Origin of the sequence: Frateuria sp. GZRe14 (assembly GCF_051900395.1) — a bacterium.
Taxonomy (GTDB): domain Bacteria; phylum Pseudomonadota; class Gammaproteobacteria; order Xanthomonadales; family Rhodanobacteraceae; genus Frateuria_A; species Frateuria_A edaphi.
Window position 1 is genome coordinate 2,741,071 of the sequence record NZ_JBHZGJ010000001.1, and the last position, 23,497, is coordinate 2,764,567.

22 protein-coding genes are annotated in these 23,497 nt (G+C 63.5%); 8 read left to right on the forward strand and 14 right to left on the reverse strand.

Annotated elements, in window-relative coordinates; translation table 11 throughout:
• Positions 1-6: 6 nt before the first annotated feature.
• Entirely contained in the window at positions 7-480 is a 474-nt protein-coding gene (locus ACFWZ1_RS12490; protein WP_439666642.1) for a transposase, read from the reverse strand.
• Positions 481-512: 32 nt separating this feature from the next.
• Positions 513-659, reverse strand: coding sequence for a hypothetical protein (locus tag ACFWZ1_RS12495; protein ID WP_439666643.1), 147 nt, complete (start codon positions 657-659; stop codon positions 513-515).
• Between the two features lie 1,203 nt (positions 660-1,862).
• On the opposite strand from ACFWZ1_RS12495, the gene ACFWZ1_RS12500 reads away from it, so the two are divergent.
• Complete coding sequence (locus tag ACFWZ1_RS12500; protein ID WP_439666644.1) at positions 1,863-2,585, forward strand: type II TA system antitoxin MqsA family protein; 723 nt, start codon at positions 1,863-1,865, stop codon at positions 2,583-2,585.
• Positions 2,586-2,596: 11 nt separating this feature from the next.
• Entirely contained in the window at positions 2,597-3,112 is a 516-nt protein-coding gene (locus ACFWZ1_RS12505) for a hypothetical protein (RefSeq protein ID WP_439666645.1), read from the forward strand.
• 472 nt (positions 3,113-3,584) lie between these two features.
• Here ACFWZ1_RS12505 and ACFWZ1_RS12510 read toward each other — a convergent pair whose 3' ends face one another.
• A complete protein-coding gene (locus ACFWZ1_RS12510; protein WP_439666646.1) occupies positions 3,585-3,842 on the reverse strand; it encodes a hypothetical protein in 258 nt (85 codons plus the stop codon).
• A 233-nt stretch (positions 3,843-4,075) separates the two neighbouring features.
• Here ACFWZ1_RS12510 and ACFWZ1_RS12515 point away from each other — a divergent pair, with 233 nt between their 5' ends.
• Complete coding sequence (locus ACFWZ1_RS12515; protein WP_439666647.1) at positions 4,076-4,675, forward strand: transposase; 600 nt, start codon at positions 4,076-4,078, stop codon at positions 4,673-4,675.
• Between the two features lie 133 nt (positions 4,676-4,808).
• Here the strand turns inward: ACFWZ1_RS12515 and ACFWZ1_RS12520 are convergent, their stop codons facing one another.
• The 6 genes from ACFWZ1_RS12520 to ACFWZ1_RS12545 form a co-directional block, all read right to left on the reverse strand.
• Positions 4,809-5,543: a hypothetical protein gene (locus ACFWZ1_RS12520; protein WP_439666648.1), complete on the reverse strand. Its 735-nt coding sequence runs from the start codon at positions 5,541-5,543 to the stop codon at positions 4,809-4,811.
• Between the two features lie 1,149 nt (positions 5,544-6,692).
• Positions 6,693-8,030: an AAA family ATPase gene (locus ACFWZ1_RS12525; RefSeq protein ID WP_439666649.1), complete on the reverse strand. Its 1,338-nt coding sequence runs from the start codon at positions 8,028-8,030 to the stop codon at positions 6,693-6,695.
• Between the two features lie 110 nt (positions 8,031-8,140).
• Positions 8,141-9,310: a DUF262 domain-containing protein gene (locus tag ACFWZ1_RS12530; protein ID WP_439666650.1), complete on the reverse strand. Its 1,170-nt coding sequence runs from the start codon at positions 9,308-9,310 to the stop codon at positions 8,141-8,143.
• Between the two features lie 36 nt (positions 9,311-9,346).
• The gene (locus ACFWZ1_RS12535; protein WP_439666651.1) at positions 9,347-12,832 is read right to left on the reverse strand and encodes a methylmalonyl-CoA mutase family protein; all 3,486 of its coding nucleotides are present in this window, start codon (positions 12,830-12,832) and stop codon (positions 9,347-9,349) included.
• A gap of 208 nt (positions 12,833-13,040) precedes the next feature.
• A complete protein-coding gene (locus ACFWZ1_RS12540; protein WP_439666652.1) occupies positions 13,041-13,379 on the reverse strand; it encodes a hypothetical protein in 339 nt (112 codons plus the stop codon).
• 268 nt (positions 13,380-13,647) lie between these two features.
• Positions 13,648-14,595: a transporter gene (locus tag ACFWZ1_RS12545; RefSeq protein ID WP_439666653.1), complete on the reverse strand. Its 948-nt coding sequence runs from the start codon at positions 14,593-14,595 to the stop codon at positions 13,648-13,650.
• Positions 14,596-14,716: 121 nt separating this feature from the next.
• Between ACFWZ1_RS12545 and ACFWZ1_RS12550 the strand changes: the two genes are divergently transcribed.
• Entirely contained in the window at positions 14,717-16,192 is a 1,476-nt protein-coding gene (locus ACFWZ1_RS12550; RefSeq protein WP_439666654.1) for a PLP-dependent aminotransferase family protein, read from the forward strand.
• Between the two features lie 35 nt (positions 16,193-16,227).
• Here ACFWZ1_RS12550 and ACFWZ1_RS12555 read toward each other — a convergent pair whose 3' ends face one another.
• The 5 genes from ACFWZ1_RS12555 to ACFWZ1_RS12575 all read right to left on the reverse strand — a co-directional run bounded on the left by ACFWZ1_RS12555 (position 16,228) and on the right by ACFWZ1_RS12575 (position 19,221).
• Positions 16,228-16,563, reverse strand: a complete 336-nt coding sequence (locus ACFWZ1_RS12555) for a hypothetical protein (protein ID WP_439666655.1) — start codon at positions 16,561-16,563, stop codon at positions 16,228-16,230.
• A 260-nt stretch (positions 16,564-16,823) separates the two neighbouring features.
• Positions 16,824-17,162 (reverse strand): hypothetical protein, encoded by a 339-nt coding sequence (locus ACFWZ1_RS12560; protein ID WP_231321018.1) that lies wholly within the window; start codon positions 17,160-17,162, stop codon positions 16,824-16,826.
• 37 nt (positions 17,163-17,199) lie between these two features.
• Positions 17,200-17,544, reverse strand: a complete 345-nt coding sequence (locus tag ACFWZ1_RS12565) for an EF-hand domain-containing protein (RefSeq protein WP_231321019.1) — start codon at positions 17,542-17,544, stop codon at positions 17,200-17,202.
• A gap of 140 nt (positions 17,545-17,684) precedes the next feature.
• The gene (locus tag ACFWZ1_RS12570; RefSeq protein ID WP_439666656.1) at positions 17,685-18,608 is read right to left on the reverse strand and encodes an alpha/beta fold hydrolase; all 924 of its coding nucleotides are present in this window, start codon (positions 18,606-18,608) and stop codon (positions 17,685-17,687) included.
• 10 nt (positions 18,609-18,618) lie between these two features.
• Positions 18,619-19,221 carry a TetR/AcrR family transcriptional regulator gene (locus tag ACFWZ1_RS12575; protein WP_439666657.1) on the reverse strand — a complete coding sequence of 201 codons (603 nt, stop codon included), beginning with the start codon at positions 19,219-19,221 and terminating at the stop codon, positions 18,619-18,621.
• Between the two features lie 166 nt (positions 19,222-19,387).
• Between ACFWZ1_RS12575 and ACFWZ1_RS12580 the strand changes: the two genes are divergently transcribed.
• From ACFWZ1_RS12580 to ACFWZ1_RS12595, 4 genes are all read left to right on the forward strand, one after another.
• Complete coding sequence (locus tag ACFWZ1_RS12580) at positions 19,388-20,185, forward strand: M48 family metallopeptidase (RefSeq protein WP_231321022.1); 798 nt, start codon at positions 19,388-19,390, stop codon at positions 20,183-20,185.
• A gap of 308 nt (positions 20,186-20,493) precedes the next feature.
• Entirely contained in the window at positions 20,494-20,826 is a 333-nt protein-coding gene (locus tag ACFWZ1_RS12585) for a hypothetical protein (RefSeq protein WP_231321023.1), read from the forward strand.
• 224 nt (positions 20,827-21,050) lie between these two features.
• A complete protein-coding gene (locus ACFWZ1_RS12590) occupies positions 21,051-22,154 on the forward strand; it encodes a Glu/Leu/Phe/Val dehydrogenase dimerization domain-containing protein (protein WP_231321024.1) in 1,104 nt (367 codons plus the stop codon).
• 178 nt (positions 22,155-22,332) lie between these two features.
• Entirely contained in the window at positions 22,333-23,490 is a 1,158-nt protein-coding gene (locus ACFWZ1_RS12595; protein ID WP_439666658.1) for an isovaleryl-CoA dehydrogenase, read from the forward strand.
• The last annotated feature ends 7 nt before the right edge of the window (positions 23,491-23,497 follow it).

Below are 23,497 nucleotides of genomic sequence, written 5' to 3' on the forward strand. Positions count from 1 at the left end.
CCCGGGTCAGAGTGCTCTTTCCGCGGCTTTTCGAGGGCGCCCAATCTTCGCTGGCCCAGCGCTCCGACCCAGCTGTGCCTCGATCGCGTTGCGGAAGCGCGCGCTGCCAAGCGCGTGCTGGCGCTGCAGCTGGAGGCGTATGGCTGCAAGGTCGTCGTCGGAGATGGCCTGCTTCACCAATTCACGGTAGGCGGCTTGCCGTGACTCCGGATCGGTGCCAAGCGCCTGGAAGTTCGGGTGGTGGGTTACCAGGCGGTCCAGTAGCCCTCTGGCATTGGCGCCGTAGCTCGACCACCGGTACTCGCCCGGGTCCCCGACCATGCGAGCGCGCACAGGGTTGAGCTCGATATAGCGGTAGCAGTGCAACAGATAGCTTTCGCGGTCGACCGGACAGGCCTTGTAGCGCCCCTCCCACAACGTGCCGGTGCGGTGATAGCGGTCATTGATGTAGCGCACATACCTGCGTCCGAGCGCCTGCATGAGCGACGCCACCTGCCCGACCGCCGACGGCGTCAGAAGCGATGCACGTGATTGGTCATCAGCACGTAGGCATGCACGGCACACGATCGGCGCAAGGCAAGCTCGTTCAGCTCCTGCAGATAGCGCAGATAGTCCGCCTCCTGGAAGAAACAGGGCTGGCGATCGTTTCCCCGTTGCACGACATGCTGCGGTATCCCTGGCAAATCGAGTCTTGGCCGACGTGGCATGGAGCCTTCCGTGCTCAAAGCCCCAAGCTTCCGCGAGTGCCCGCCTCACGGCTATCGGCCGAGCCAGCATCAACCTGTCAGGAAAGTGCACTCCGGCACGGGTTTTCCGCGGTCGGCCACGAAAGCCTCCCGCCGCTGAGAAAAAATGAACCTGACCCCTTTTCTTCTTATCGATGCCTGCTTCGCGAAACGCTATCAGACGACGACCTTGCGGCCATCCGGGCCTATCTCCAGCAACAGCGCGCATTAGGCAGGGACGACTTCCGCACCATGGTCGAAGCCAAGACTCGTCGCTTCGCCGGTGTCCGCCCGGCCCATCGCCCACCGCGCCCGGCTAGCTCGCGGTAAGTGAACCTGACCCCGTTTGCTCCCTGACCCCGTTTGCTCCCGAAGCACTATCTGACGAGGACCTAGCCGCTATCCGAACGTATCTCCAGCAACAGCGCGCATGGGGCCGGGACGACTTCCGCGCCATGGTCGAGGCCAAGACCCGCCGTTTCGCCGACGTCCGCCCCGCCCGTCGACCACCACGCCCACCTGGCTCGCGGTAAGTGAACCTGACCCCGTTAGCGCCTGCGCCATGTCGGTCCCAGTGAAAAGGTGAAGACGATGTAGAGTTCGTCCATCATGTTGGGGCATGCTTCCCTGACAGCGCCCGACCGACCTCGATGGACCGACACAATCTCCACATTGCTGAAGCTCCCCTGCATGGGCTGGCCAAAGGTCAGCTTGCATATCGCCGGGCGCGAGGCCATATTGACGACCACGCCAAGGACTAACCATAATGGTTAGCCCGTACAACGAGACTGCGCGCGACACGACTCCCGCCTATGACTTGGCTGATGTCTATGCACTCGCATCGAAGGACAGCATCTGCATCAACGGAGATGCTAGGAAGACTTTACGGCAGTTCGCCGCACTTGGGCTCCCGAGCCCGGGTGAGGAGCCGGTGCTTTGCAAGCTCCTTCTTCAACTTCAGCGGTCTCACTTCGTCTGCAGCGTGCAGTACGACAACAAACCAACATGGCTAGATGTCTACGTTCTTCCTAAGTGGCGTGCGCCGAACGGCGATGACTACTCAATGTTCGTGAAATTCAAGTTTTCTTCGAGTGGCACGCTACTTACGATATGTTCCTGCCATCCAGAGGGTTGGTCATGATCAACAATCTCGATCACTGCCCCCATTGCGAGAGCCAGCAGCTTGATCTGGTCAAATACAGCGACGACGTCGACTTTCGAGGAGGCATGCTCCGAGTGAACGACCTCCACATCTATTCCTGCGCAAGTTGCGGGGAAGAGGTCATGACGCAGCAGCAGTTCCGCGCGAACTCGGAGACGATAGCAAACGCGAAGGCTCAGAAGGTTGCGGAAGAGAGGCGTGCCCTCGGCCTGCTTCAAGCTGAAGAGGTGAGGAAAATTCGCGAGTTGCTCGGCATTACGCAGCGGGCGGCCGCCGGCATTTTTGGCGGCGGGGCGAATGCGTTTTCTAAGTATGAATGTGGATTGGGCAAGCAAAGCGAACCCATGGATCGTCTGCTCCGGCTCGTCAGCGAAGTCCCTGAGGCCGCCAGATGGATCATTGAGCGGTACGGCCAAGAGCATTCGCACGCCTTGGAGACATCCATCCCTGACCGTTGGTCATATGACTTTAGCGTGCCGCAGTACAACTCCTTCACGTGCAATAACTCCTGGCCAGTCGATCGTACTGCTGATCAGCCGTGGACTTTTGATCACTTCAATCACTTTGAATGCGAAGTGCTCGACTCGTCGGCGATAGAAACAGGACACCGCGTGTTCGAGCGAGCAACGCAAGGCTCACTCGAATGGAGCGAGTATTCGGCCGTGGACATGGATGACGCTCCGCGTCTTGCCGCGTAGTTGAAAAGATAATGATCGAATCGCCACACAAGCACTTCAAACTACAGAGGATAAGCCTTCGAAAGGCCACCTTTGAGACGGCAAAGGATGTCGAAACGATAGAGTTCGATGATCAGTCCTTTGAAGTTCAGACCAAACGCGGCTACGGTTGGGAACGCTTGTCCAGTGACGTCGACGGGAAGCTTGTCGAGGCCTTGAAATTGGAAGTGGGTTTCGGAATACGCCTGTTCGAACCATCCCAAGATGAAACGGCTGGCGATGGGCGAACAATCTATGAAATCGAAGCGATCTATGCCGTAGAGTTCGACATCGTCGACAGTTCCTTCGAGCAGGATGACTTAGCCGACTTTGCAGACCGAAACGGCACGCATCTTGTCTGGCCGTATTGGCGACTGCACGTGAGTCAAACTCTGCAAGCAGCGAGTCTTCCCCAAATTGCAATCCCGCTCTTGGCTCCGGTCCACCGGAGGCCCACGGCAGCAGAAGTGGAGCACCAAGCGCGCAGTGATGCACTGAAGACCGACTAACTCAACCCTGACTTTAAACCAGCGGCTGGGGTATCTCCTTGCGCAGACCGCTCGGCATCCTATCCATTTCAATAAATGCCCAGAGGCCTACCAGCGGCTCTCGCGATCTCGTGTCTCTTCCAGTTTGCTTGAATGATGAGGCTTAATTCCCTCCGTCCCCTTTTTCGCCAGAGCAGTACCGCTGGTCAAGCGTGCACGCAAACCTGGGCATGTCGGAAGACCGTCTGGTGACCCCTCATCCGGTCTTCCTGGCGCAGGACCGCGACTCCCAGACGCGCGCGGCGTCCTACCGGACCTGGTTGCGTGAGGGTGTCGGGGAGGACGAACTGACGAGCATCCGCGCGCACCTCGAACAGGAGCGTGCGCTGGGAGATGCAAAGTTCCAGGCGATGATCGAAAAGGCCCTAGGCCGCCCAGTGCAAGTACGGCACCGCGGTAGGCCGCGGCGCTCCGACCGCTCGCGGGACGAGGCTTAATTCCCTCCGTCCCCTTTTTGGGGCACCCGCGCCAGAGGGAAAATGAACCTGACCCCTTTTTGACCCAGGTCGGCGAGCATCCACATGCCGTTGGATGCACGCAGTGGCTGGCGGTCGGCGGCCACCAGCAACACCACGTATCGGTCGTCTGCCGGGAGGTAGGCGTTGGCCTCGGCGAACACGTCCACCGGGCCGGCGACGTCGAGCGCCTGCACGCCCTCGTGGATGACGATCGCGACCGTTTGCGCAGGCAAGGGGCTCACCTCTTCAAATTGCAGCCTCAGCCTACTACGGGCTCGCGATGGGCTCTTGCCGGGAAAGGTGCCGACTGACCGCCCGGGGGGCGCATGGAAGAAAGCAAAGGGGTCGGGTTCGTTTTCGCCGACGTGTGGACGCGCTGATGCGACCTGCCTGGATCCGTGTGTTCCGACATACGTGCGAGATCCTCCCGGCCATCCTGCCAACTTCCGCCCGCGAGAGGATGCCCATGGCCCGCCACCCCCGACTGGATTTGCCCGGCGTCCCGCAACACCTGGTGCAGCGGGGTAACGACCGCCAGGCGTGTTTCGCTGCGCCGGTCGACTATGGCCAATACCTGCAAGAACTGCGCGAAGCCGCGGCCAAACACGCGTGTGCCATTCACGCGTACGTGCTGATGACCAACCACGTTCACCTCCTTGCGACCCCAGCCGAACCCGGGTCGCTCTCCCGCATGATGCAGGCGGTGGGGAGACGTTACGTTGGCAGCTTCAACGCGCGCTACCGGCGCACCGGCACCCTGTGGGAAGGACGCTTCAAGGCCGCCTTGGTCGACACTTCGCGCTACGTCCTGGCGTGCTACCGCTACATCGAGCTCAACCCCGTGCGGGCGTCCATGGTGGCCGAACCGGGCGAATACCCATGGACGAGCTATCACGCCAATGCACTAGGCCAGCCCAATCTCCTGCTGACACCGCACGACGCATACCAGGCCCTGGGCGAAGGCAACCCCGCCCGCCTCGCCGCCTACCGCGCGTGGGTCACCGACACGGTCGACCAAGCGGAGTGGAACGAACTGCGCCGGCACACCCAACAACAACGCGCCTAGGGAAGCGATCGCTTCCGCCAGCAAATCGAGGCACTTACCGACCGGGCGGGGGGCGTCCGCCCACGCGGCCGTCCACGAAAAGGCCCCGCGCCAGAGGAAAAATGAACCTGACCCCTTTTTTTGCTCGTAACCCTTAGCTCCGCGGCTTGGCCGCATTCACCCACTTGACGGCGGACTTCGGCACGCTTACGACCCCCGCCGAAGTGGAGTAGACGACGCAAAATTCCTGACCACACTCAACAAGAGAATAGAGCTGTACACCAGTTTCGTCGGTAGCGAGCGAAACGGTAGATTGCCGGTCGAACTTGTTACCCAAATCTTTTACCGCCTCGGCCTTTCCGACGTAAAAATAGGGCGCCACAAACAAAACACAGAACAGCAAAAATACCGCTATCGCTAGCAAGAAAAAGTAGGTCGACGCGCCAACCACAAAAAAAGAGTCAAGCACATCAGACAATGGTCTTCTATGCTCAAGCGCCCGCTTCTGGAAGCGATCTCGGAGCGGTGTTCCGGCGGTGTCGACCAAGCGAACTTCTTCCTGAAGATCGGCTTGCACGAGAGGCACATCTCTTTTATGGAGGAGCAGAGTTAAAAATACGACCAATACAACCAGCATAGCAACGGAAACGATGCCATGTGATTCGCAGACCTCAATGACACGGGTGAGCAGCGTAACAGTACCAACAAATGCCTGAAGGTACGTGTCGTTCACACCAAGCGGCAACAACGTCGTATTGACGCCGAGCCCATCCAGATATCCCTGATGGTAAGCAGTGCCTGCCAAATACATGGCGGGAATAGCCACAAGATATGCCGGCTTCGCTAGCCTGCGCAGCGTGCCAATGACGTCATCGAACTTGAGAGCCACTTATTGTCCCTATCTCGCACTTGATGACTAAACACCTCTCTAAGGTCCAGCGTGCCGCGGCCCAACCGAAAGCCTCTGTCCGCTATCGCCCCATCTCCCATGTCAGGAAGCGGCTCTGACCCCGTTAGTTGAAGACCCTGGGCCGCCGGTCCAAGTACGGCATCGCGGTTGGCCGCGGCGCGCTCACATCGCTCGCTGGAAGAGCCTTAATTCCCTCCGTCCCCTTACACCGCAGCGTGCCGCGCCTCAATGACTGCGTCTATCGGCCATCGCTCCAGCTCGTGTCAGGAAGGGGCTCTGACCCCGTTAGTTACACGACACATACCTTGCCTTGGGCGAAAACGACGCCACCCGCCAGAGCGCCTACCGCGCGTGGGTCACCAACACAGTCGACGATGCCGAGTGGTCCGAGCTACGCCAGCATACCCAGCAGCAGCGCGCATGGGGAAGCAACCGCTTCCGCCAGCAGGTCGAGGCACGCACGTCGCGAGCGGCGACCGTCCGACCCCGCGGTCGGCAGCGAAAACCTCTCGCCCCCGAGGAAAAATGAACCTGACCCCTTTTTGTACGTCTCGTCCAGCGCGGCAACAACCGCCTGCCCTGCTTCTAGATGACAACGACCGCCGTTGTTACCTGAATCCGCTGGGCGAAAGGGGCTCTGACGCCTTTAGTTCTCGCGCTCAGACCGCTCGCAGGACGAGGCTTAATTCCCTCCGTCCCCTTTTGTCGCGCAGCAAATCGAAGCACTAACCGGCCGGGCGGCAGGCGTCCTCCCACGCGGCCGTCCCCGAAAAGCCCCCACACCCGAGGGAAAATGAACCTGACCCCTTTTTTGATGCCCACACCCGAGGCAAAATGTACCTGCCCCCTTTTTGGCGCGCCCAGCTCGCGGTTAGTGAACCTGATCCCGTTAGATTTGCAGCGCATCGCACGCACCTGGACGGTCACTGCGAAAACCGACGAGTGTTTGGGCAGCAAAAAGGCCGCTACCGCGGCCCTAACCAGAACGGTGACTGGCGCGCTCCTGGCGCCGATCGAACGCAGCGGACAGCGGGCCTTAAGCAACCGGGGTACCTCACCCCGCGCCGCCGGGGCAGAAGAGCTATATGCCTATTGACCCCGGCGGCGAAATGGTGGCCCCGTTAGCTATTACGAAGAAAGAAGAACGAGCGCCTCCAAGAATCGCGAACTCTCCCCTCTCTTCTCGCGCGACCAGAAAGACATGACCTTGCGCGTGAAATCGTCTAATGACATGCCTATCTCGCGACACACAGCATGCACCCATTCGTGATCTTCTTCGCCAGCCGCCCCACCACGGGCAATCCTGAGCAGACCTTCATCCATGCCGAGATGTGCAGCGAGCGCACCTATCTCAGCTGCACGAACGGCATCTCGCATAATCTTCTCAGGCCGAGCCTCTCCAGGTAGAAAAGCGAATTTAGTCTGGTCTAGGTCGGGCAACCTAACTCGCTCGTCCCCGTCCAGCACGCCGCGGAAAGAAATTTTGTTCGACCCGTAAAATGGCTCCAAACTTTTCGTCATCGAGACAACGGACTGGCTATCACCAGCTATCACAATCTGTGAGAACCGCTCAAAACCAAGCTGCGTCAAAAAAAACCTAAGTACCCGAGCCGCCAGCGCATCCTCCACCAACCAAACAACGCGCTTGGATTCAACCAGCTCCAACCTGCGATCGACTACGCCAGGAGGCGGTGGACTCGCGATTGTCACATCTCCGCCGTCACGGCTAACGAGAGTAATTTCCTCTTTTAGAAAGTGACCAGCGACCATTGGAGAGTGAGTAGTCGCGATAATCATAAGGTCCTTCTCTTTACAGATCCTCGCAAGCACTTCCGTCAGTCGTCTCTGTGATTTTGGTGCGACAAAGGTCTCAGGCTCCTCGAGTAACAATAATGAGCCAACCTGCAATCGAAGAAGGAGCCAGTACATCAAAAGCAGGGAGAGCTCTCCGAAGCCCATTTCTTCAGAACCATAGAGCACTCCAGCAACAGACGCCCGGAAATAGGGGAAAACGCCGAAGTGCCCTACGCCCTCAACCTCCAGGACGTCTAGCGAGTCGTATTCCCTGCCCACTAAATAGCAAACATCCGCTAGCTCATCTTCACTGAGACGCCTTACACCAAGAGGCTCCAACAGCTCGGCGAAATTTGCGTCCCCTCTAATGAGATTTAGGATCGCCGGTAGATGCATGGCTGGATCAAAAAGCGCTACGCGCAGCCCCTCGTCGTCAGGGGAAAAATAGTTCCGAGCCCCATCAAGGCTAAAGATGGAATGGGCGCCATGTGATCGACACGGGCCAAGTTCCACGCGCACGCAAGAGATTTCACCATACTCCTCACGTATATAAGCCACCCCCTCGGACCGCCTCTCAGGCTGGATAAGTGAACTGTAAACCAAATGTAAAATTGTTGATTTTCCAACACCGTTCTCTCCACATATTATGGAAAACGGCTTGGAAAACTCCAACGACCCATCAGACACGCGCGCCACATCGGCCCACTTTACGTACAACCTTCTTATCCGACGAGACGAACTCCGCCGAAGAACCCGCCAAGCATCTTCAACCTGAGCTGGCTTCAAAGAAATGTTCCCCAAGCGGTAACTTCGGCAAGTAACTCCAGATCGACGTCCTTGGTTCCATCGGAGATATATTCGACTAAGGGCATATATTTGGCCTCATAATCGGCCCGTCGGAAAAAGGTCTTGTCCGGCTTAATGAACCATATTAGGTGCATCCAAAGAACGAGATCACGAAGTACAACTGAAGATACGTCGCCGACCCGCGAGGTTGCCCTATCTTCAAATATGTCCAGCGCCTGATTACTCCACGTTGCCAGCCATCTATCGTGATAGCTCGCACTGCGTTTCGCTCGCGCGTCCTCAAAAAACGAGACGTACTTTCCGAACTCACTCGGCGAAATTAGTAGGATGCGAGCGACGCTGGCTGAAAACACTAACCAGCTAAGAGCTGTCGCTTTGTTAAGCTTGATCGGCGAATCCACCCACGGGGACGCTTCTGCTAGAAGGCCCAACCCCTCACGGAGCCTCATGACGGCTGAATCGGAAAAACCATCAGTAGATCGGTATTTATCAACCAGCAGGCCAGAGGACGCTCTCTGGCGAAGGGTCCCGTTTTCCAATATCACGAGTGCGCGCGCAACAATATCGTCGTAGGCCATCCTCGCATTGGAGAAGCCAAAGTAGGTCTTGGCAACGAGACCGGACTGAATTTCCTCGATGATATTTTTAACTTGACGCCGAGCATGGCCAAAGAACGCGTTTCGCTGCTCGGCGGGGCTCAATGCCGAGTTTTGGTTTAGTCTATAAAAAAGTTCACCCGGCTCCTCCGGGCTGTAGTCATAGATGTAAAACACCCTTAAAGAGTAGCGGTCGAAGCGCCTGCGAACTTCATTGGGAAGAGATTCATACCTTAAGCCGTGAAGAGCAGCAATTTCTGAGTCATGGGGCTCGGTTCTTCCATTTACCGAAAGCCTGTTTGCGACGAAATCTCTTATTGCAGCCAGCCTCTGTTGTCCGTCCAACACGGACTGAATGTTACTTTCGTTGTCGACCACTATATGGATCGGCGGAACTTGCCATTCCCGGAGGATACTATCTATAAGTCTTTGTCTTTTTGATTCCGTCCAAACTTCTCCCCTCTGGAACTCCGGCTGAAGGTCTAACTCACCCGCCATGATGCGGCTACAAATCGTCTGAATATCAGGATCAGAAGATTTAAGGTGCATAGGTGAGCCCAACTAGGACGCAGTAACTCGAGCGCATCACATATTCCTCCGATACTCCCCACCCACGTCATACAACGCGTGGCTAATCTGCCCCAACGAGTTGTACTTCACGGCTTCAACGAGCTGCTCGAACACGTTCTTCCGCTCCCGCGCCGTCTGCTGCAACCGCTTCAGACTCTCCGGCGCCAACCCGTTCCGCGCCTCCCCAAACGCCCGCACGTTGGCAATCTGCTGCCCCTTCTCCTCCTCCGTGGAACGAATGAGCTCGATCTCGGTGGCCACTTCCCCGCCATGCTCCTTCGGCAGGAAGGTGTTCACGCCGATCAGCGGCAGCGAGCCGTCGTGCTTCTTGTGCTCGTAGTACAGCGACTCTTCCTGGATCTTGCCGCGCTGGTACATGGTGTCCATGGCGCCGAGCACGCCACCGCGCTCGCTGATCGCCTCGAATTCCTTGTAGACGGCCTCTTCCACCAGGTCGGTCAGCTCCTCGACCACGTAGCTGCCCTGCCAGGGGTTCTCATTGAAGTTGAGGCCCAGTTCCTTGTTGATGATCATCTGGATCGCCACGGCGCGGCGCACGCTTTCCTCGGTCGGCGTGGTGATGGCTTCGTCGTAGGCGTTGGTGTGCAGGCTGTTGCAGTTGTCGAACAGCGCGTAGAGCGCCTGCAACGTGGTGCGGATGTCGTTGAACTGGATCTCCTGCGCGTGCAGCGACCGGCCGGAAGTCTGGATGTGGTACTTCATCATCTGGCTGCGCGGGCTGGCGCCGTAGCGCTCGCGCATGGCGCGGGCCCAGATGCGGCGGGCGACGCGGCCGATGACGGTGTACTCCGGGTCCATGCCGTTGCTGAAGAAGAAACTCAGGTTCGGCGCGAAGTCGTCGATGTGCATGCCCCGGGCGAGGTAGTACTCGACGATGGTGAAGCCGTTGCTGAGCGTGAAGGCGAGCTGGCTGATCGGGTTCGCGCCGGCTTCGGCGATGTGGTAGCCGGAGATCGACACCGAGTAGAAGTTGCGGACCTTGTGCTCGACGAAGTACTGCTGGATGTCGCCCATCATGCGCAGGGCGAATTCGGTGGAGAAGATGCAGGTGTTCTGCGCCTGGTCTTCCTTGAGGATGTCGGCCTGCACGGTGCCGCGCACGGCGGCGAGGGTTTCTGCCTTGATGCGGGCGTAGGTTTCCTCGTCGACGAGCTGGTTGCCGGTGACGCCGAGCAGGCCGAGACCCAGGCCGTCGTTGCCCTTCGGTAGATCACCCGAGTAGCGCGGGCGCTCGCGGCCTTCGTAGAGCTTGGCGATCTGCTTCTCGGCCTCGGCCCAGCGGGCTTCGTCAGCCTTGAGGTACTTCTCCACGTTCTGGTCGATCGCGGTGTTCATGAACATCGCGAGGATCATCGGCGCCGGGCCGTTGATGGTCATGGAGACCGAGGTGGTCGGCGCGGACAGATCGAAGCCGGAGTAGAGCTTCTTCATGTCGTCCAGGGTGGCGATGTTGACGCCGGAGTTGCCGATCTTGCCGTAGATGTCCGGGCGCGGGGCCGGGTCTTCGCCGTACAGGGTGACCGAGTCGAACGCGGTGGACAGGCGCGTGGCGGCGCCGCCCTGGCTCAGGTAGTGGAAGCGGCGGTTGGTGCGCTCCGGGGTGCCCTCGCCGGCGAACATGCGGGTGGGGTCTTCGCCCGTACGACGGTACGGGTAGACGCCGCCGGTGTAGGGGTAGTGGCCGGGGAGGTTTTCCTTGCCGAGGAAGAGCAACTGGTCGCCCCAGCTGTCGGTCTTGGGTGGGGCGACTTTCGGGATCTTCTGGTGGCTCAGGGATTCGCGGTAGTTCTCCACGCGGATGGTCTTGCCGCGGACCTGGTATTCGTTGACGTCCTTGGTGACCGACTCGCGCAGGGCGGGCCAGTCGCGCAGCAGGTGCACGGACTCGGCGGAGAGTTCCTTGACCGCTTCGTTGTAGCGCTGGCGCAGCAGGGTCAGCGTGCGGTCGCCTTCGGCCTTGAGGCTGTCGACCGGGTAGCGGTCCAGCGGCTTGGGCAGGTGCGCGTCGTCCAGCTCCTTGAGCGACTCGTAGTAGTGCTGCGCCTTGTTGGCCGCTTCGGCCTGGCGGGCGATGGAGGCGTTGATGCCCCTGCCCTGCTCGGCGATCTCGGCGAGGTAGCGCACGCGGCTGCCGGGGATGAGGACGGTGGCGCGCGGTTCCTTGAGCGCGGTGTCGACCTCGGGGGCGAAGTCGCAGCTCGGGCTGCCGATGGCCTGGCCGTGCTTGGCGCTCACCTTCTCGCGCAGCAGGCGGCACAGGTTGGCGAACATCCAGGTCACGCCCGGGTCGTTGAACTGGCTGGCGATGGTCGGGTAGACCGGCACGTCCTCGTCCTTCAGGGCGAAGGCGGTGCGGTTGCGCTTCCACTGCTTGCGCACGTCGCGCAGGGCGTCTTCGGCGCCGCGCTTGTCGAACTTGTTGAGCACGATGAGCTCGGCGAAGTCGATCATGTCGATCTTCTCGAGCTGGCTGGCGGCGCCGTAGTCGCTGGTCATGACGTAGAGCGGGAAGTCGACCAGGTCGACGATCTCCGAGTCGCTCTGGCCGATGCCGGCGGTTTCCACGATGACCAGGTCGTAGGGCTGGCTCTTGAGGAACGCGATGCAGTCCTTGAGCACCTCGTTGGTAGCCATGTGCTGGCGGCGGGTGGCCATGGAGCGCATGTACACGCGGTGGGAGCGCAGGGAGTTCATGCGGATGCGGTCGCCCAGCAGCGCGCCGCCGGAGCGGCGGCGGGTCGGGTCGACGGCGAGCACGGCGATGCGCATCTCGGGGAAGGCGTGCAGGAAGCGCAGCAGCAGTTCGTCCACCACCGACGACTTGCCGGCGCCGCCGGTGCCGGTGAGGCCCAGCACTGGGGTCTTGCGGCCGGCGAGGCCCCATTCCTTGCGCAGGCGGGTCAGCTCGGCGTCGCCGAGGCGGCTTTCCTCGATGTCGGTGAGCAGATGGCCGACGGAGATTTCGTCGTCGATGTCGACCTTGGGCACGCCGGCGGGCTCGGCCTTCAGGCGAGCGGCCTGGGCGGCGCGGGTGCGCTGCATGACGTCCTCGATCATCTCGGTCAGGCCCATCTTCATCCCGTCGTTGGGGTGATAGATGCGCTCGACGCCATAGGCCTGCAGTTCGCGGATTTCCTCCGGGGTGATGGTGCCGCCGCCACCGCCGAACACGCGGATGTGGCTGGCGCCGCGCTCGCGCAGCATGTCCACCATGTACTTGAAGTATTCGACGTGGCCGCCCTGGTAGGAGGACAGCGCGATGGCGTCGGCGTCTTCCTGCAGCGCGGCGCGCACGACGTCTTCCACCGAGCGGTTGTGGCCCAGGTGGATCACCTCGGCGCCCTGGCTCTGGATGATGCGGCGCATGATGTTGATCGCCGCGTCGTGCCCGTCGAACAGGCTGGCGGCGGTGACGAAACGCAGCGGGGTGGTTTCGGCCTGCGCGGCGGCGGCGGGGACTTGGCTGGCGGGGGAACTCATGGGGACTCCGACATCGGTCTGCTCTGAACCCCTCGATTCTAGTGGGTTCGCGCATGAGCGCGCAGGAGTCACTCCAGGCATGCTCCGCCATCGGCCAATCGGGCCCAAGGCTCGTCCACAGATCAACGGCAGACTTCAGGCCAGTCGCGAAACGAAGACGCCCCCGAATCGGGGGCGTCTTATGACCCTTACGCACTACCGGCCACCGCTATTGTCCGGAGGCATTACTCCCACGGTTGTTGTTGATGTAACCGACGGGGCTCGAGGGTGGCGGGCTTACGTGTTCAAGGTGGCTCCCCTGGTACGGATATGCGTGCGGCTCCGTACGCCATCGCACTGCCTCCTCGGCGGCGACCAGCTCTTTCGAGTCGAGAAGCTTGTCGTGGTTCTTGTCGAAACGGGCGAACTCCACCTTGAGCAGGGAAGCGGGCGGCAGCTCGCTGTTGCTCAGACGCTGGTCGTGATCGGTGTCCAGACTGCGGTAGTCCGCAGAGAGCTGCGCCGCTGCCGCCAAAGGAACGGCACCCGCAACCAGGGCAACTGTCATCCACCTTCTTCCATTCCACATAGGCTGTCTCCTTGTCAGTCCACGAGCGATCGGTAGCTATGGATCGTGCCGGGCACGGCAACATGGTGGCCGCAGACGCATGGGTGACACGGAAGCCGCTCCCGTGCGGATAGGCCAGTCTCTCTTCAGCCCTGAAGGACGATGCCTGCGCTGGCATGGTGGTTATGAGCCCGGCACAAGGGCTTGTCAATGCACGAAAAGCGTCTTCACACCAGCACCACGCACAAGGCGCGGGTGCTGCCTCAACTCAGCGGACGATGTTGATCGCGATCGCCGGCGTGACCGAGCGGGTGACGTTGTGCCCGCCCGGTATCACGCGCACGCCAAGCAGCACGCCGACGTTCGCGTTGAAGTTGTATTCGACCGCCGGCGCGAAGCCGAACGCTTCGCTGCGGCCGGAACTCGCGCGCACGGGTGTCGCCGGCAGGCCGAGCGGGTCGTCGTAGCCGGCCACCTGGGTGGCGTCGCTGCGGCTGTAGGTCAGGTCGAGCGCCAGCACCCAGCGGCGGGTGAGGCTGTATTCGAACGCGGTCGCGACGTAGAACGCATCGCCCGGCGTGGCGCGGCCGTGGAAATCGGGGCCGGTGCCGTAGCTGCTCGCGCCGTCGATGTCGGCATGGCGCGCGAAGGTCCACGTAGCGTTGAAGCGCACGCGCAGGATGCGGCCGTTGGGCATCCAGAAGTAGCTCTGCGCGTTGAGGCCGAGCGTGGTCGCCCAGGCGCCGGCGCCCATGCCGTCGGCCGTCCGCGCCAGGCGCTTGTAGCGACCGGTGGGCACGGCTTCCTGCAGCATGATGGCGAGCGTGGGGAACCAGCTGCCTTCGTGGAAGCGGGTCAGGCGGTATTGCGCCTGCAGGATCTGGTCCCCCGCGCCGATGCCGGAACTGTTCGGCCCGTGGTGCAGGCCGTTGTAGCCGATGATCGGTATGGCGCCGACGGTGAGGTCGTCGGTCAGGCCGTAGAGCACATAGGCGCGCGAGCCGAAGCCATCGTTGCCGCGGGTCTGTACGTCGTAGACGTAGGGCTCGATGAGCATGTGCCCGCGCGGCAGCGTCTCGGCCGAGTTGGCGAGCATCGGGCCGGTCCACCAGGCGTCGTCGCGCGACTGGCGCGGGGCGTCCTGGGCGAATGCGGTGCCGGCCACGAGCCAGGCGAGAACGCTGCCGAGGATGCGTCGCCGGATCCGTCTCGCCACTAGCCGCTCAATGCCCACGCCGCCCCCACCGTGTCCTCGGAAGCATGCACCTTAGGTGCCACAGTGGCTCGCGCGAATAGCCACTTCGCTATGATCCCGCATGACCACTTGGGAGCCGCGCATGAAACGCGTATCCGCCAGCCTGTTGCCGCCAATCGCGCTCGACCCCGGTGCCGACGTGCCCATCTACCGGCAACTCTCGGAGTGGTTCCGGCGCGCCATCGTAGAGGGGCAGCTCCAGCCGGGCCAACGCGTACCCTCCACGCGCGCGTTGGCCGGCGAGCTGAAGGTCTCGCGCCTGCCGGTGCTCAGCGCCTACGAGCAGTTGCACGCCGAGGGCTACCTGGAAACGTTCACCGGCGCCGGCACCTGCGTGGCCGGGACCATTCCGCTGGGCGCGCCGGAGAAGCCGCGGCGCGGTCGCAGCAACGCGACGCCGGCGGCGACCTCGCCTGCCCGACGGATCGCGGCGCGCGCACAGGCGATGGCGGGCCCGGAGCAGACCTGGCTCGAGAGCCAGGGCGCCTTCCGCGTGGGACTGCCGGCGCTGGACGCGTTCCCGCACGAGGTGTGGGCACGCCTGATCAGCCGGCATGCACGCCGCGTGGACACCGAATCGCTGGTCTACGGCGATCCGCTCGGCTACCTGCCGTTGCGCGAGGCGGTCGCCGATTACCTGCGCATCGTGCGCGCGGTGCGGGCCGACGCCTCGCAGGTGATGATCACCACCGGCGCGCAGCACGGCGTGCAGGTATGTACCCACGTGCTGCTCGATGCCGGCGACAGCGCGTGGATGGAGGAGCCGGGTTATCCCGGCGCGCACCAGGCGCTGGCCGCCGTCGGCGCGAAGGCGGTGCTGGTGCCGGTCGATGAGGACGGGCTGGACGTGGCCGAGGGCATCCGTCGCGGGCCCGAGGCGCGGATGGTCTATCTCACGCCATCGCACCAGTTCCCGCTCGGCGTGACGATGAGCGCTTCGCGGCGCATGCAGCTCCTGCAATGGGCGACGCGCGCGGGACGCTGGATCGTCGAGGACGATTACGACAGCGAGTACCGCTTCGGCGGCAAACCGGTGCCGTCGCTGCAAGGGCTCGATGCGGACGGGCGGGTGATCTACGTGGGCACCTTCAGCAAGGTGATGTTCCCTGCTCTGCGGCTGGGCTGGCTGGTGGTGCCGAAGGACCTGGTGCCCGCGTTCTGCGCCGCGCGCGATGCGCTGGACACCTGCTCGCCGATGCTGCCGCAGCGGGCGATGACCGACTTCATCCGCGAAGGGCATTTCGCGCGCCACACCAGGCGCATGCGCGCGCTCTATGCGGCGCGGCGGGCCGCCTTGCTGGAGGCGATCGAACGGCACCTGCCTGGCCGGCTGCGGGTCGTCGGCGCGGAAGCAGGCATGCAACTGGCAGCGCTGCTGCCGGACGGCATGGACGACATCGCACTCTCGCGTCGCGCCGCCCAGGTCGGCGTATCGATCCGACCGCTATCGCAGTGCTACCGGGGAGCCGCGTGTCGAAGCGGCGTCATCCTGGGCTACGGTGGCGTGGATGCACGCGCGGTCGACGAGGCTATCCGCAGGCTCGCGCACTGCCTGTAGGCCCGCCGAACCCTTCCCCGGGCTCTCGACCGGGATCAATGCGACGGCGGCGGTTCGTGCCGCGCGGGCGCGTCCCCGCCCGCGGCATTGTCGCTTCCCTTCATGGCGAGCTGGGCCGCGGCGAACTCCTGGGCGTCGAGCTTGTTGTCGTGGTTCTGGTCGTATGTCGAGAACCGGGTCCGCAACAGCACCATGTCTTTCGGCAATTCCGAGCGGGTCAGGCGACCGTCGTGGTCCTGGTCCATCGCCTGGAAATCCGCGTCCACCGTTGCCGGCGCTGGGGCTTGCTGCGCGGACACGACGGTCGCGATTCCGCACAGCGCAAACGCTAGGACGCCACACCTGATCTGGAACGATTTTTCGCTTTTCACCGGACATCTCCTCTGCAGCTGGGCAAGGCGCGCTTCACGAGGGCGGCACCGGCCCGACTCTGCGCCGGCTGCGGTGAAGCACAGCTCTAGCCGCAGACAATGATCCGACACGGGCGAAGGGCTGTTCAGCCAGGCCGAGTCGACGATTCGGTAACACCTCGACACGAGAAAGTGCCCGGGACGTTATCGAGAGCCCCGAAACGGCGACGCCCCCGGAACCGGGGGCGTCTGATGGCACTGCCTGACAACAACGGGCGCAGCTATTGCCCGCGCTCGTTGTTGATGTAACCGACCGGATGTCCAAGCGCCGGGCCATCATGCGTCGTGTGAAGACCGACCAGCGTCGGATTGGTGGCTCCGCGCACCTGCACCGCCTGCTTGGCGCTGTCCAATTCCGCGGTGTCCAGTTGCCCATCCCGATTCCGGTCGAAATTGGCAAAGTACGTTTTGAGGGGCGATGCGGGAGGCAGTTCCGGACGACTCAGGAAGCCGTCGTGATTGGCGTCGAACCCGCGAAAATCCGCGGGGAGGGAAGCTGCAGTCGCCATCTGGACCATGCCCGCCAGCAGGCCCGCGATCGAACATGTAAGAAAACGCATTTCCTTCTCCTTAGCTTTAGGGGGTGGGACCTTCCTGCTAATTGCCGTTGGAACTGGGTATCCGAACGATCGGATCCTTCGGCGGCGCGGCGTGATCTGGACTGGACGAGAAATAGAGGCGTGGATCGCTGCCGTCCGGATCGACGCTGCGTATCGCGGCAATGAATTCGCCCTGGTCCAGGCGGCCGCTACTGTCGTGGTCGAAGGACGCGAAACGTGCCTTGAGAAGTGCCAGATCGTCGGGTATCTCGCCGCGACTGAGGCGACCGTCGTGGTTTTTGTCCAACGACTGGAAGTCCAGATGCTTCTGCTCGTCCGCGGCGAACACCAGGGTGGAAATTGCAAGCAACCCTGTCGTGCAGAAAGCTGTGCACATACGCATGAGGCTGTCTCCCTTTTGCCTTGGGTCCCCTACGCTGGACAAAATCCTCTCCAGCCGTTCGCATTTCTGCGCCCGATACCGTCCATTGTCAAATTGAACTGGCGCGCCACCGCCAGAACGATGCTTGTGCGGTCGGCTGATCAGGCGATCCCGAACGGGAGGTTCACGGACGCAACAATCCGCTCGCCCACGACTGCCCCACCGGCGAAAGCGAGCACGGATTCGATCACCTCCGGCGCATCGAGCACGCGGTGGTGGCCCAGGCCCTGCGTGGTGAGCAGCCGCGCGCCGGGCCAGTGGCGGGCGTAGCGCTCGCCCTCCTCCCAGGGCACGTCGGCGTCGTCCAGGTCGTGCACGATCAAGCCGGGTTGGCCGAGTGCGGTGACGTGGCGGTGCATCTGCAACTCGTCCACGCTGACGCCGGTGCGGTTGACCAGCCAGGCGTAGAAGGGACGACGCAGGTGTTCGCCCAGGCGCACGAAACGGAAGTAGCGGGTGGCGGCCGCGTGCATGTCGGCGGCCGGCGCGATCAGCACCAGCTTGCGGGCGCGCCAGCATTCGCCTTGGGCCAGCGCGACGGCGGCGCCGCCGAGCGAATGGGCGATCGCGAGCTCGGCGCCGCCGTAATGGCGGCCCACGGCGCGCACGGTGTCGGCGAACTCCGGCAGCGTGCAGTAGTTGCCGGTACTCAGGCCGTGGCCTGGTTGGTCGAAGGTCACCACGGCGTAGCCGAGCGCGCGCAGGCGTCCGACCCAGGGCAGGAAGCGCAGGCCGAAGCTCGACCAGCCGTGCACCAGCAGCACGTATGGCTGCGTGGCCGGATCGCCCCAGACATAGGTGGCGATGGACTGGCCGGCGATCGACAGCGTCTCGCGGCGCATGGCCGGATCGGGCCTGGCGGCCTGGGCGCGAACGCGGCTGCTGGCGAACGGCGTGGCGAACAGCCGCGCGGCGCGATCGGCAGTGCGCCCCGGCGCCAGGCGACCGCCAAGGGCGAAGCTGGTACGGACGGTGGCGAGCTTGAAACGGGCGGCCAGCCCCGGGCGGCGCATCACGGTGGACATGGGTCGATCCTCAAGGTTGCCAGCTGCGCCACAGGCGCTCGAATGCAGCGTGGATACGCTGGCTCGCCTGCTCGAAGCCGAACAGGCCGGCGTCGTGGTGCAGGCCGAGCATCAGCGCGTAGATCTCGAAGGCGAGCTGGGCCGCGTCGGTGTCGGCCCGCAGGTGGCCCGCGGCGACGGCCTGGCCGATGGCCTTTTCCAGCTCGCCGCGCCAGCCGGCCTGTTGCGCCACCACGGCGTCGTGCAGCGCGCCTTCGCGGCCGTCGTATTCGCCCGCGGCGGTGAGCAATACGCAGCCGCTCTTGTGCATGCGGCCCCACTCGCACCACTGGGCGACGATCGCGCGCAGGCGCGGCAGGCCGCGCGGGGCGGAGAGCGCTGGCAGCAGCACGTGGGCCATGAAGCGGCGGGCCGCGGAGTCCAGCACCGCCAGCTGCAGGTCCTCGCGTGAACCGAAGTGGGCGAACAGGCCACTTTTGGACATCCCCACGTCGGTGGCGAGGGTGCCGATCGACAGGCCTTCGAGCCCGCCCACACAGGCCCGTTCGTAGGCGTGTTCCAGGATGAGTTCGCGGGTGGCGAGGCCCTTGGCGGGTGAGGTGGCGGCAGTCATGCAGGTAAAATAGCACGACCGTTCGTTCTTTTGTAGTGAACTTCGGCCCGCCGCGGCGACGCCACGGTGGTGTCTTGAAGCCCACCCTACGGGCCTCGGGCTTTCATGCGGCCTAGGCGGGCGCAGCGGCTAAGCTTGGCCGCTGCCATTCGCAAAGGAGACGCCCATGAAGCCCCGCCTGCTGACCGCCGCCGCCCTCGCCGCGCTGCTTGCCGGCTGCTCCACCTCGCCGACCGGACGCTCGCAGCTGATGGTGGTGTCCGATGCGCAGATGAGCCAGATGGGACTGGCCTCGTTCAACCAGATGCGCCAACAGGGCAAGTTCGCCAACGCGCCGAAACAGCGCGCCTACGCCACCTGTGTCGCGCAGGCGCTGATCTCGGTGCTGCCGCCGCCGTGGAACACCCAGCAGTGGGAAGTCCAGATCATCGAGGACAACACGGCCAATGCCTTCGCCCTTCCCGGCGGCCGCATCGGCGTGAACCAGGGCATGTTCAAGGTGGCGAGCAACCAGGACCAGCTGGCGGTGGTGCTCGGCCATGAGCTCTCGCACGTGGTGGCGCGCCACGGCGCGGAGCGTGTGTCCGACAACATGGCCGCGCAGGCGGCGGTAACCGCCGGCAGCATCTACGCCGGTACGCGTGGCGGTGACGCCGGCAATGTCGCGGCGCTGTTGGGTGCCGGTGCCACCGTGGGCGTGCTGCTGCCGTTCTCGCGCACGCAGGAATCCGAAGCCGACACGCTCGGCCAGCGCTACATGGCCAAGGCCGGTTTCGATCCGCGCGCGGCGGTAACCCTGTGGGAGAAGATGGAAAAGCAGGGCAGCGGCGGCACGCCGACGTTCCTGTCTACCCATCCGGCCCCGGACAAGCGCGCGCAGGTGCTGGGCGAGCAGGCGCAGAAGCTGATGCCGACGTACCAGCAGGCGCGGGCGGGCGGGCATTCGCCCAACTGCAAGCTGTAAAGCGTCTTCGACCCGCATTGCGGGCCGTGGCAGAAGCGCCCCGCCCACCTGTCGGCGCCTTTCCCGCGTTTGTGGGGAAGGCTCAACGGGCCGAAGTCCGCTTCTCCCCCATCACTTTCGCGAATGGATCAACGGGTTGCAGCCGGGGTCCTTCCCCCGTCCATAGCGGAAGGTGCCCGAGGTCGGACGGGGTGCCTTGCGGTAAGCCAGCTGCCTGCTGAATGCGCGTGAGCAACGCGTCAACACCAGGCCGGCCACCCCGTTTTCCGTGTTGCACGCCGCCCACGCGGCGCTCACCGGAGAACACGATGACCGCCATCACCCGCCCCCTCGCCCTGCTCGCCGGCCTCGGCCTGGCCTTGGGCGCTGCCGCCTACGCGCCGGCCTCGCAGGCCAGCCCCCATGTGACGATCGGCGTCCGCGTCGGCGTGCCGCCCCCGCCGGTGCGCGTGGTGCACGTGCGTCCGCGCCGCGGCTACGTGTGGGCGCCCGGCTACTGGCGCTGGAGTCCGCGCATCCACCGGCACCTGTGGACCGAGGGCTACTGGGTGCGCGAGCGCCCCGGTTATCGCTACCGCCCGGCGCGCTGGGAACGGCACGGCGACGACTGGCGTTTCCACCGCGGCCACTGGCACCGCTGAGGGCGGAGCCGGGCGCCGCTCGCGCCCGGCTTGCTGCGCCGCGGAAACGGCTGGAGCGCCGACGTATTAAACTAGCGGACTGAATTCACCGCCCCGGCCCTTGCCGGGGCTTTGACTTTCAAGCGTTTTCTGCCGCTGAGGCGGTCCGCACTGGATCGGCCCGCCACCTTTCTGCGGGATGCCATCCCCGTGGCATCCGCCAAACTCGTGGAGTCATCGTTCCAATGATCTTTGAAACCATCGCCAAGACGGGTCACGAAGAAGTCGTCTTCTGCCACAACAAGGACGCCGGCCTGAAGGCCATCATCGCGATCCACAACACGGTGCTGGGCCCCGCGCTCGGCGGCCTGCGCATGTGGCCGTACAAGACCGAGCAGGACGCGGTCAACGACGTGCTGCGCCTGTCGCGCGGCATGACCTACAAGAACGCCGTGGCGGGCCTGAACCTGGGCGGCGGCAAGGCGGTGATCATCGGCGATCCGTCCAAGGACAAGTCCGAGGCCCTGTTCCGCGCGTTCGGTCGTTTCGTCAACTCGCTGGGCGGTCGCTACATCACCGCCGAGGACGTCGGCATCGACGTCAACGACATGGAATACGTGTTCCGCGAGACCGAGTACGTCACCGGCGTGCACCAGGTGCACGGCGGCTCGGGCGATCCGTCGCCGTTCACCGCCTTCGGTACGCTGCAGGGCCTGATGGCCGCGCTGAACTTCAAGCACGGCAACGAGGACGTGGGCAAGTACAGCTACGCCGTGCAGGGCGCCGGCCACGTCGGTTCGGAGTTCATCAAGCTGCTGCGCGAGCAGGGCGCCAAGGTGTTCGTCACCGACATCAACAAGGATGCGGTGCAGCGCTGCGTCGACGAGCTGGGTTGCGAGGCGGTGGGCCTGGACGAGATCTACGATGTCGACGCGGACGTCTACTCGCCGTGCGCGCTCGGCGGCACGGTCAACGAGCAGACCATCGACCGCATCAAGGCCAAGATCATCTGCGGCGCGGCCAACAACCAGCTGGCGACCGACGCGATCGGCGACGAGTTGAACAAGCGCGGCGTGCTGTACGCGCCGGATTACGCGGTCAACGCCGGTGGCGTGATGAATGTCTCGCTGGAAATCGACGGCTACAACCGCGAGCGTGCGATGCGCATGATGCGCACGATCTACTACAACCTGGGCCGCATCTTCGAGATCTCCAAGACGCAGGGCGTGCCGACCTACAAGGCGGCCGACCGCCTGGCGGAGGAGCGCATCGAGTCCATCGGCAAGATCAAGCTGCCGCACATGGGCAATGGCGGTACGCGCTTCCAGGGCCGCATGCGCGGGCAGTAAGCATCGCAGCACAGGGAAAGGGCCGCCGCGAGGCGGCCTTTTCTTTTGCCTTCTGTTCGACCCCGCACAGAAGAAGCAGGCGCTGCTTCCCCGCGCCTGCAAAGAACTACCTCCGGGTCTCACCGGCCGCCACACATCTGTGCGCTAAAATCGACACCCAACCTCTAGGAGTTCCCGGATGCGCCCGTTCCCGCTCGGAGAAGACATCGACCTGCTGCGCGAGAGCGTGCACGCCTTCGCGGAGAAGGAGATCGCCCCGCGCGCCGATCGCATCGACCGCGAGAACGCCTTCCCTGACGACCTGTGGTTGAAGTTCGGCGAGATGGGTCTGCTCGGCATGACCATCCCGACCGAATACGGCGGCACCGGCATGGGCTTCCTGGCGCACATGGTGGCGATGGAGGAGATCTCGCGCGCGTCCGGTTCGGTGGGCCTGTCCTACGGCGCGCATTCGAACCTCTGCGTGCAGAACATCTTCCACAACGGCAACGAGGACCAGCGCCGCAAATACATCCCCAAGCTGTGCTCGGGCGAGTACGTGGGCGCGCTGGCGATGAGCGAGCCGGGCGCCGGTTCCGACGTGGTCGGCTCGATGAGCTGCAAGGCTGAGCAGAAAGGCGACGTGTGGGTCGCCAATGGCTCGAAGATGTGGATCACCAACGGCCCGGATGCCGACGTGCTGCTGGTCTACATGCGTACCGCCCCACGCGCGGCAGGCAGCCGGTGCATGACGGCCTTCATCGTCGAGAAGGGCATGAAGGGTTTCTCCACCGCCCAGAAGCTGGACAAGCTCGGCATGCGCGGCTCCAACACCTGCGAGCTGGTGTTCGACAACTGCGAGATCCCCGCCGCGAACATCGTGGGCGAGGTCAACGAAGGCGTGCGCGTGCTGATGAGCGGCCTGGACACCGAGCGCCTGGTGCTCTCCGGTGGCCCGCTCGGCCTGATGCAGGCGGCGCTGGACCTCACCCTGCCCTACGTGCGCGAGCGCAAGCAGTTCAACGCGCCGATCGGCACGTTCGGGATGATGCAGGCGAAGGTCGCCGACATGTACACCGCGCTGCAGTCCTCGCGTGGCTTCGCGTATCTGGTGGCGCAGCAGTTCGATGCCGGCATCAAGTCGCGCATCGATCCGGCGGCCTGCCTGCTCAACGCGTCCACCAACGCGGTGAGGGTGACGCTGGAGGCGATCCAGGCGCTGGGCGGCAACGGCTACATCAACGAGTTCCCGGCCGGGCGGTTGCTGCGCGATGCCAAGCTTTACGAGATCGGCGCCGGAACGAACGAGATCCGGCGCATGCTGATCGGGCGCGAGCTTTTCCACGGCAAGGCATAACGAAAAA

Bases quoted from the DNA above. Each gene is read 5' to 3' on its own strand.
- ACFWZ1_RS12565 (WP_231321019.1), bottom strand. From the start codon at position 17,544: ATGCGTATGTGCACAGCTTTCTGCACGACAGGGTTGCTTGCAATTTCC.
- ACFWZ1_RS12570 (WP_439666656.1), bottom strand. From the start codon at position 18,608: ATGTCCACCGTGATGCGCCGCCCGGGGCTGGCCGCCCGTTTCAAGCTC.
- ACFWZ1_RS12575 (WP_439666657.1), bottom strand. From the start codon at position 19,221: ATGACTGCCGCCACCTCACCCGCCAAGGGCCTCGCCACCCGCGAACTC.
- ACFWZ1_RS12540 (WP_439666652.1), bottom strand. From the start codon at position 13,379: ATGACAGTTGCCCTGGTTGCGGGTGCCGTTCCTTTGGCGGCAGCGGCG.
- ACFWZ1_RS12535 (WP_439666651.1), bottom strand. From the start codon at position 12,832: ATGAGTTCCCCCGCCAGCCAAGTCCCCGCCGCCGCCGCGCAGGCCGAA.
- ACFWZ1_RS12505 (WP_439666645.1), top strand. From the start codon at position 2,597: ATGATCGAATCGCCACACAAGCACTTCAAACTACAGAGGATAAGCCTT.
- ACFWZ1_RS12595 (WP_439666658.1), top strand. From the start codon at position 22,333: ATGCGCCCGTTCCCGCTCGGAGAAGACATCGACCTGCTGCGCGAGAGC.
- ACFWZ1_RS12560 (WP_231321018.1), bottom strand. From the start codon at position 17,162: ATGCGTTTTCTTACATGTTCGATCGCGGGCCTGCTGGCGGGCATGGTC.
- ACFWZ1_RS12585 (WP_231321023.1), top strand. From the start codon at position 20,494: ATGACCGCCATCACCCGCCCCCTCGCCCTGCTCGCCGGCCTCGGCCTG.
- ACFWZ1_RS12590 (WP_231321024.1), top strand. From the start codon at position 21,051: ATGATCTTTGAAACCATCGCCAAGACGGGTCACGAAGAAGTCGTCTTC.
- ACFWZ1_RS12530 (WP_439666650.1), bottom strand. From the start codon at position 9,310: ATGCACCTTAAATCTTCTGATCCTGATATTCAGACGATTTGTAGCCGC.
- ACFWZ1_RS12580 (WP_231321022.1), top strand. From the start codon at position 19,388: ATGAAGCCCCGCCTGCTGACCGCCGCCGCCCTCGCCGCGCTGCTTGCC.
- ACFWZ1_RS12515 (WP_439666647.1), top strand. From the start codon at position 4,076: ATGGCCCGCCACCCCCGACTGGATTTGCCCGGCGTCCCGCAACACCTG.
- ACFWZ1_RS12500 (WP_439666644.1), top strand. From the start codon at position 1,863: ATGATCAACAATCTCGATCACTGCCCCCATTGCGAGAGCCAGCAGCTT.
- ACFWZ1_RS12490 (WP_439666642.1), bottom strand. From the start codon at position 480: ATGCAGGCGCTCGGACGCAGGTATGTGCGCTACATCAATGACCGCTAT.
- ACFWZ1_RS12550 (WP_439666654.1), top strand. From the start codon at position 14,717: ATGAAACGCGTATCCGCCAGCCTGTTGCCGCCAATCGCGCTCGACCCC.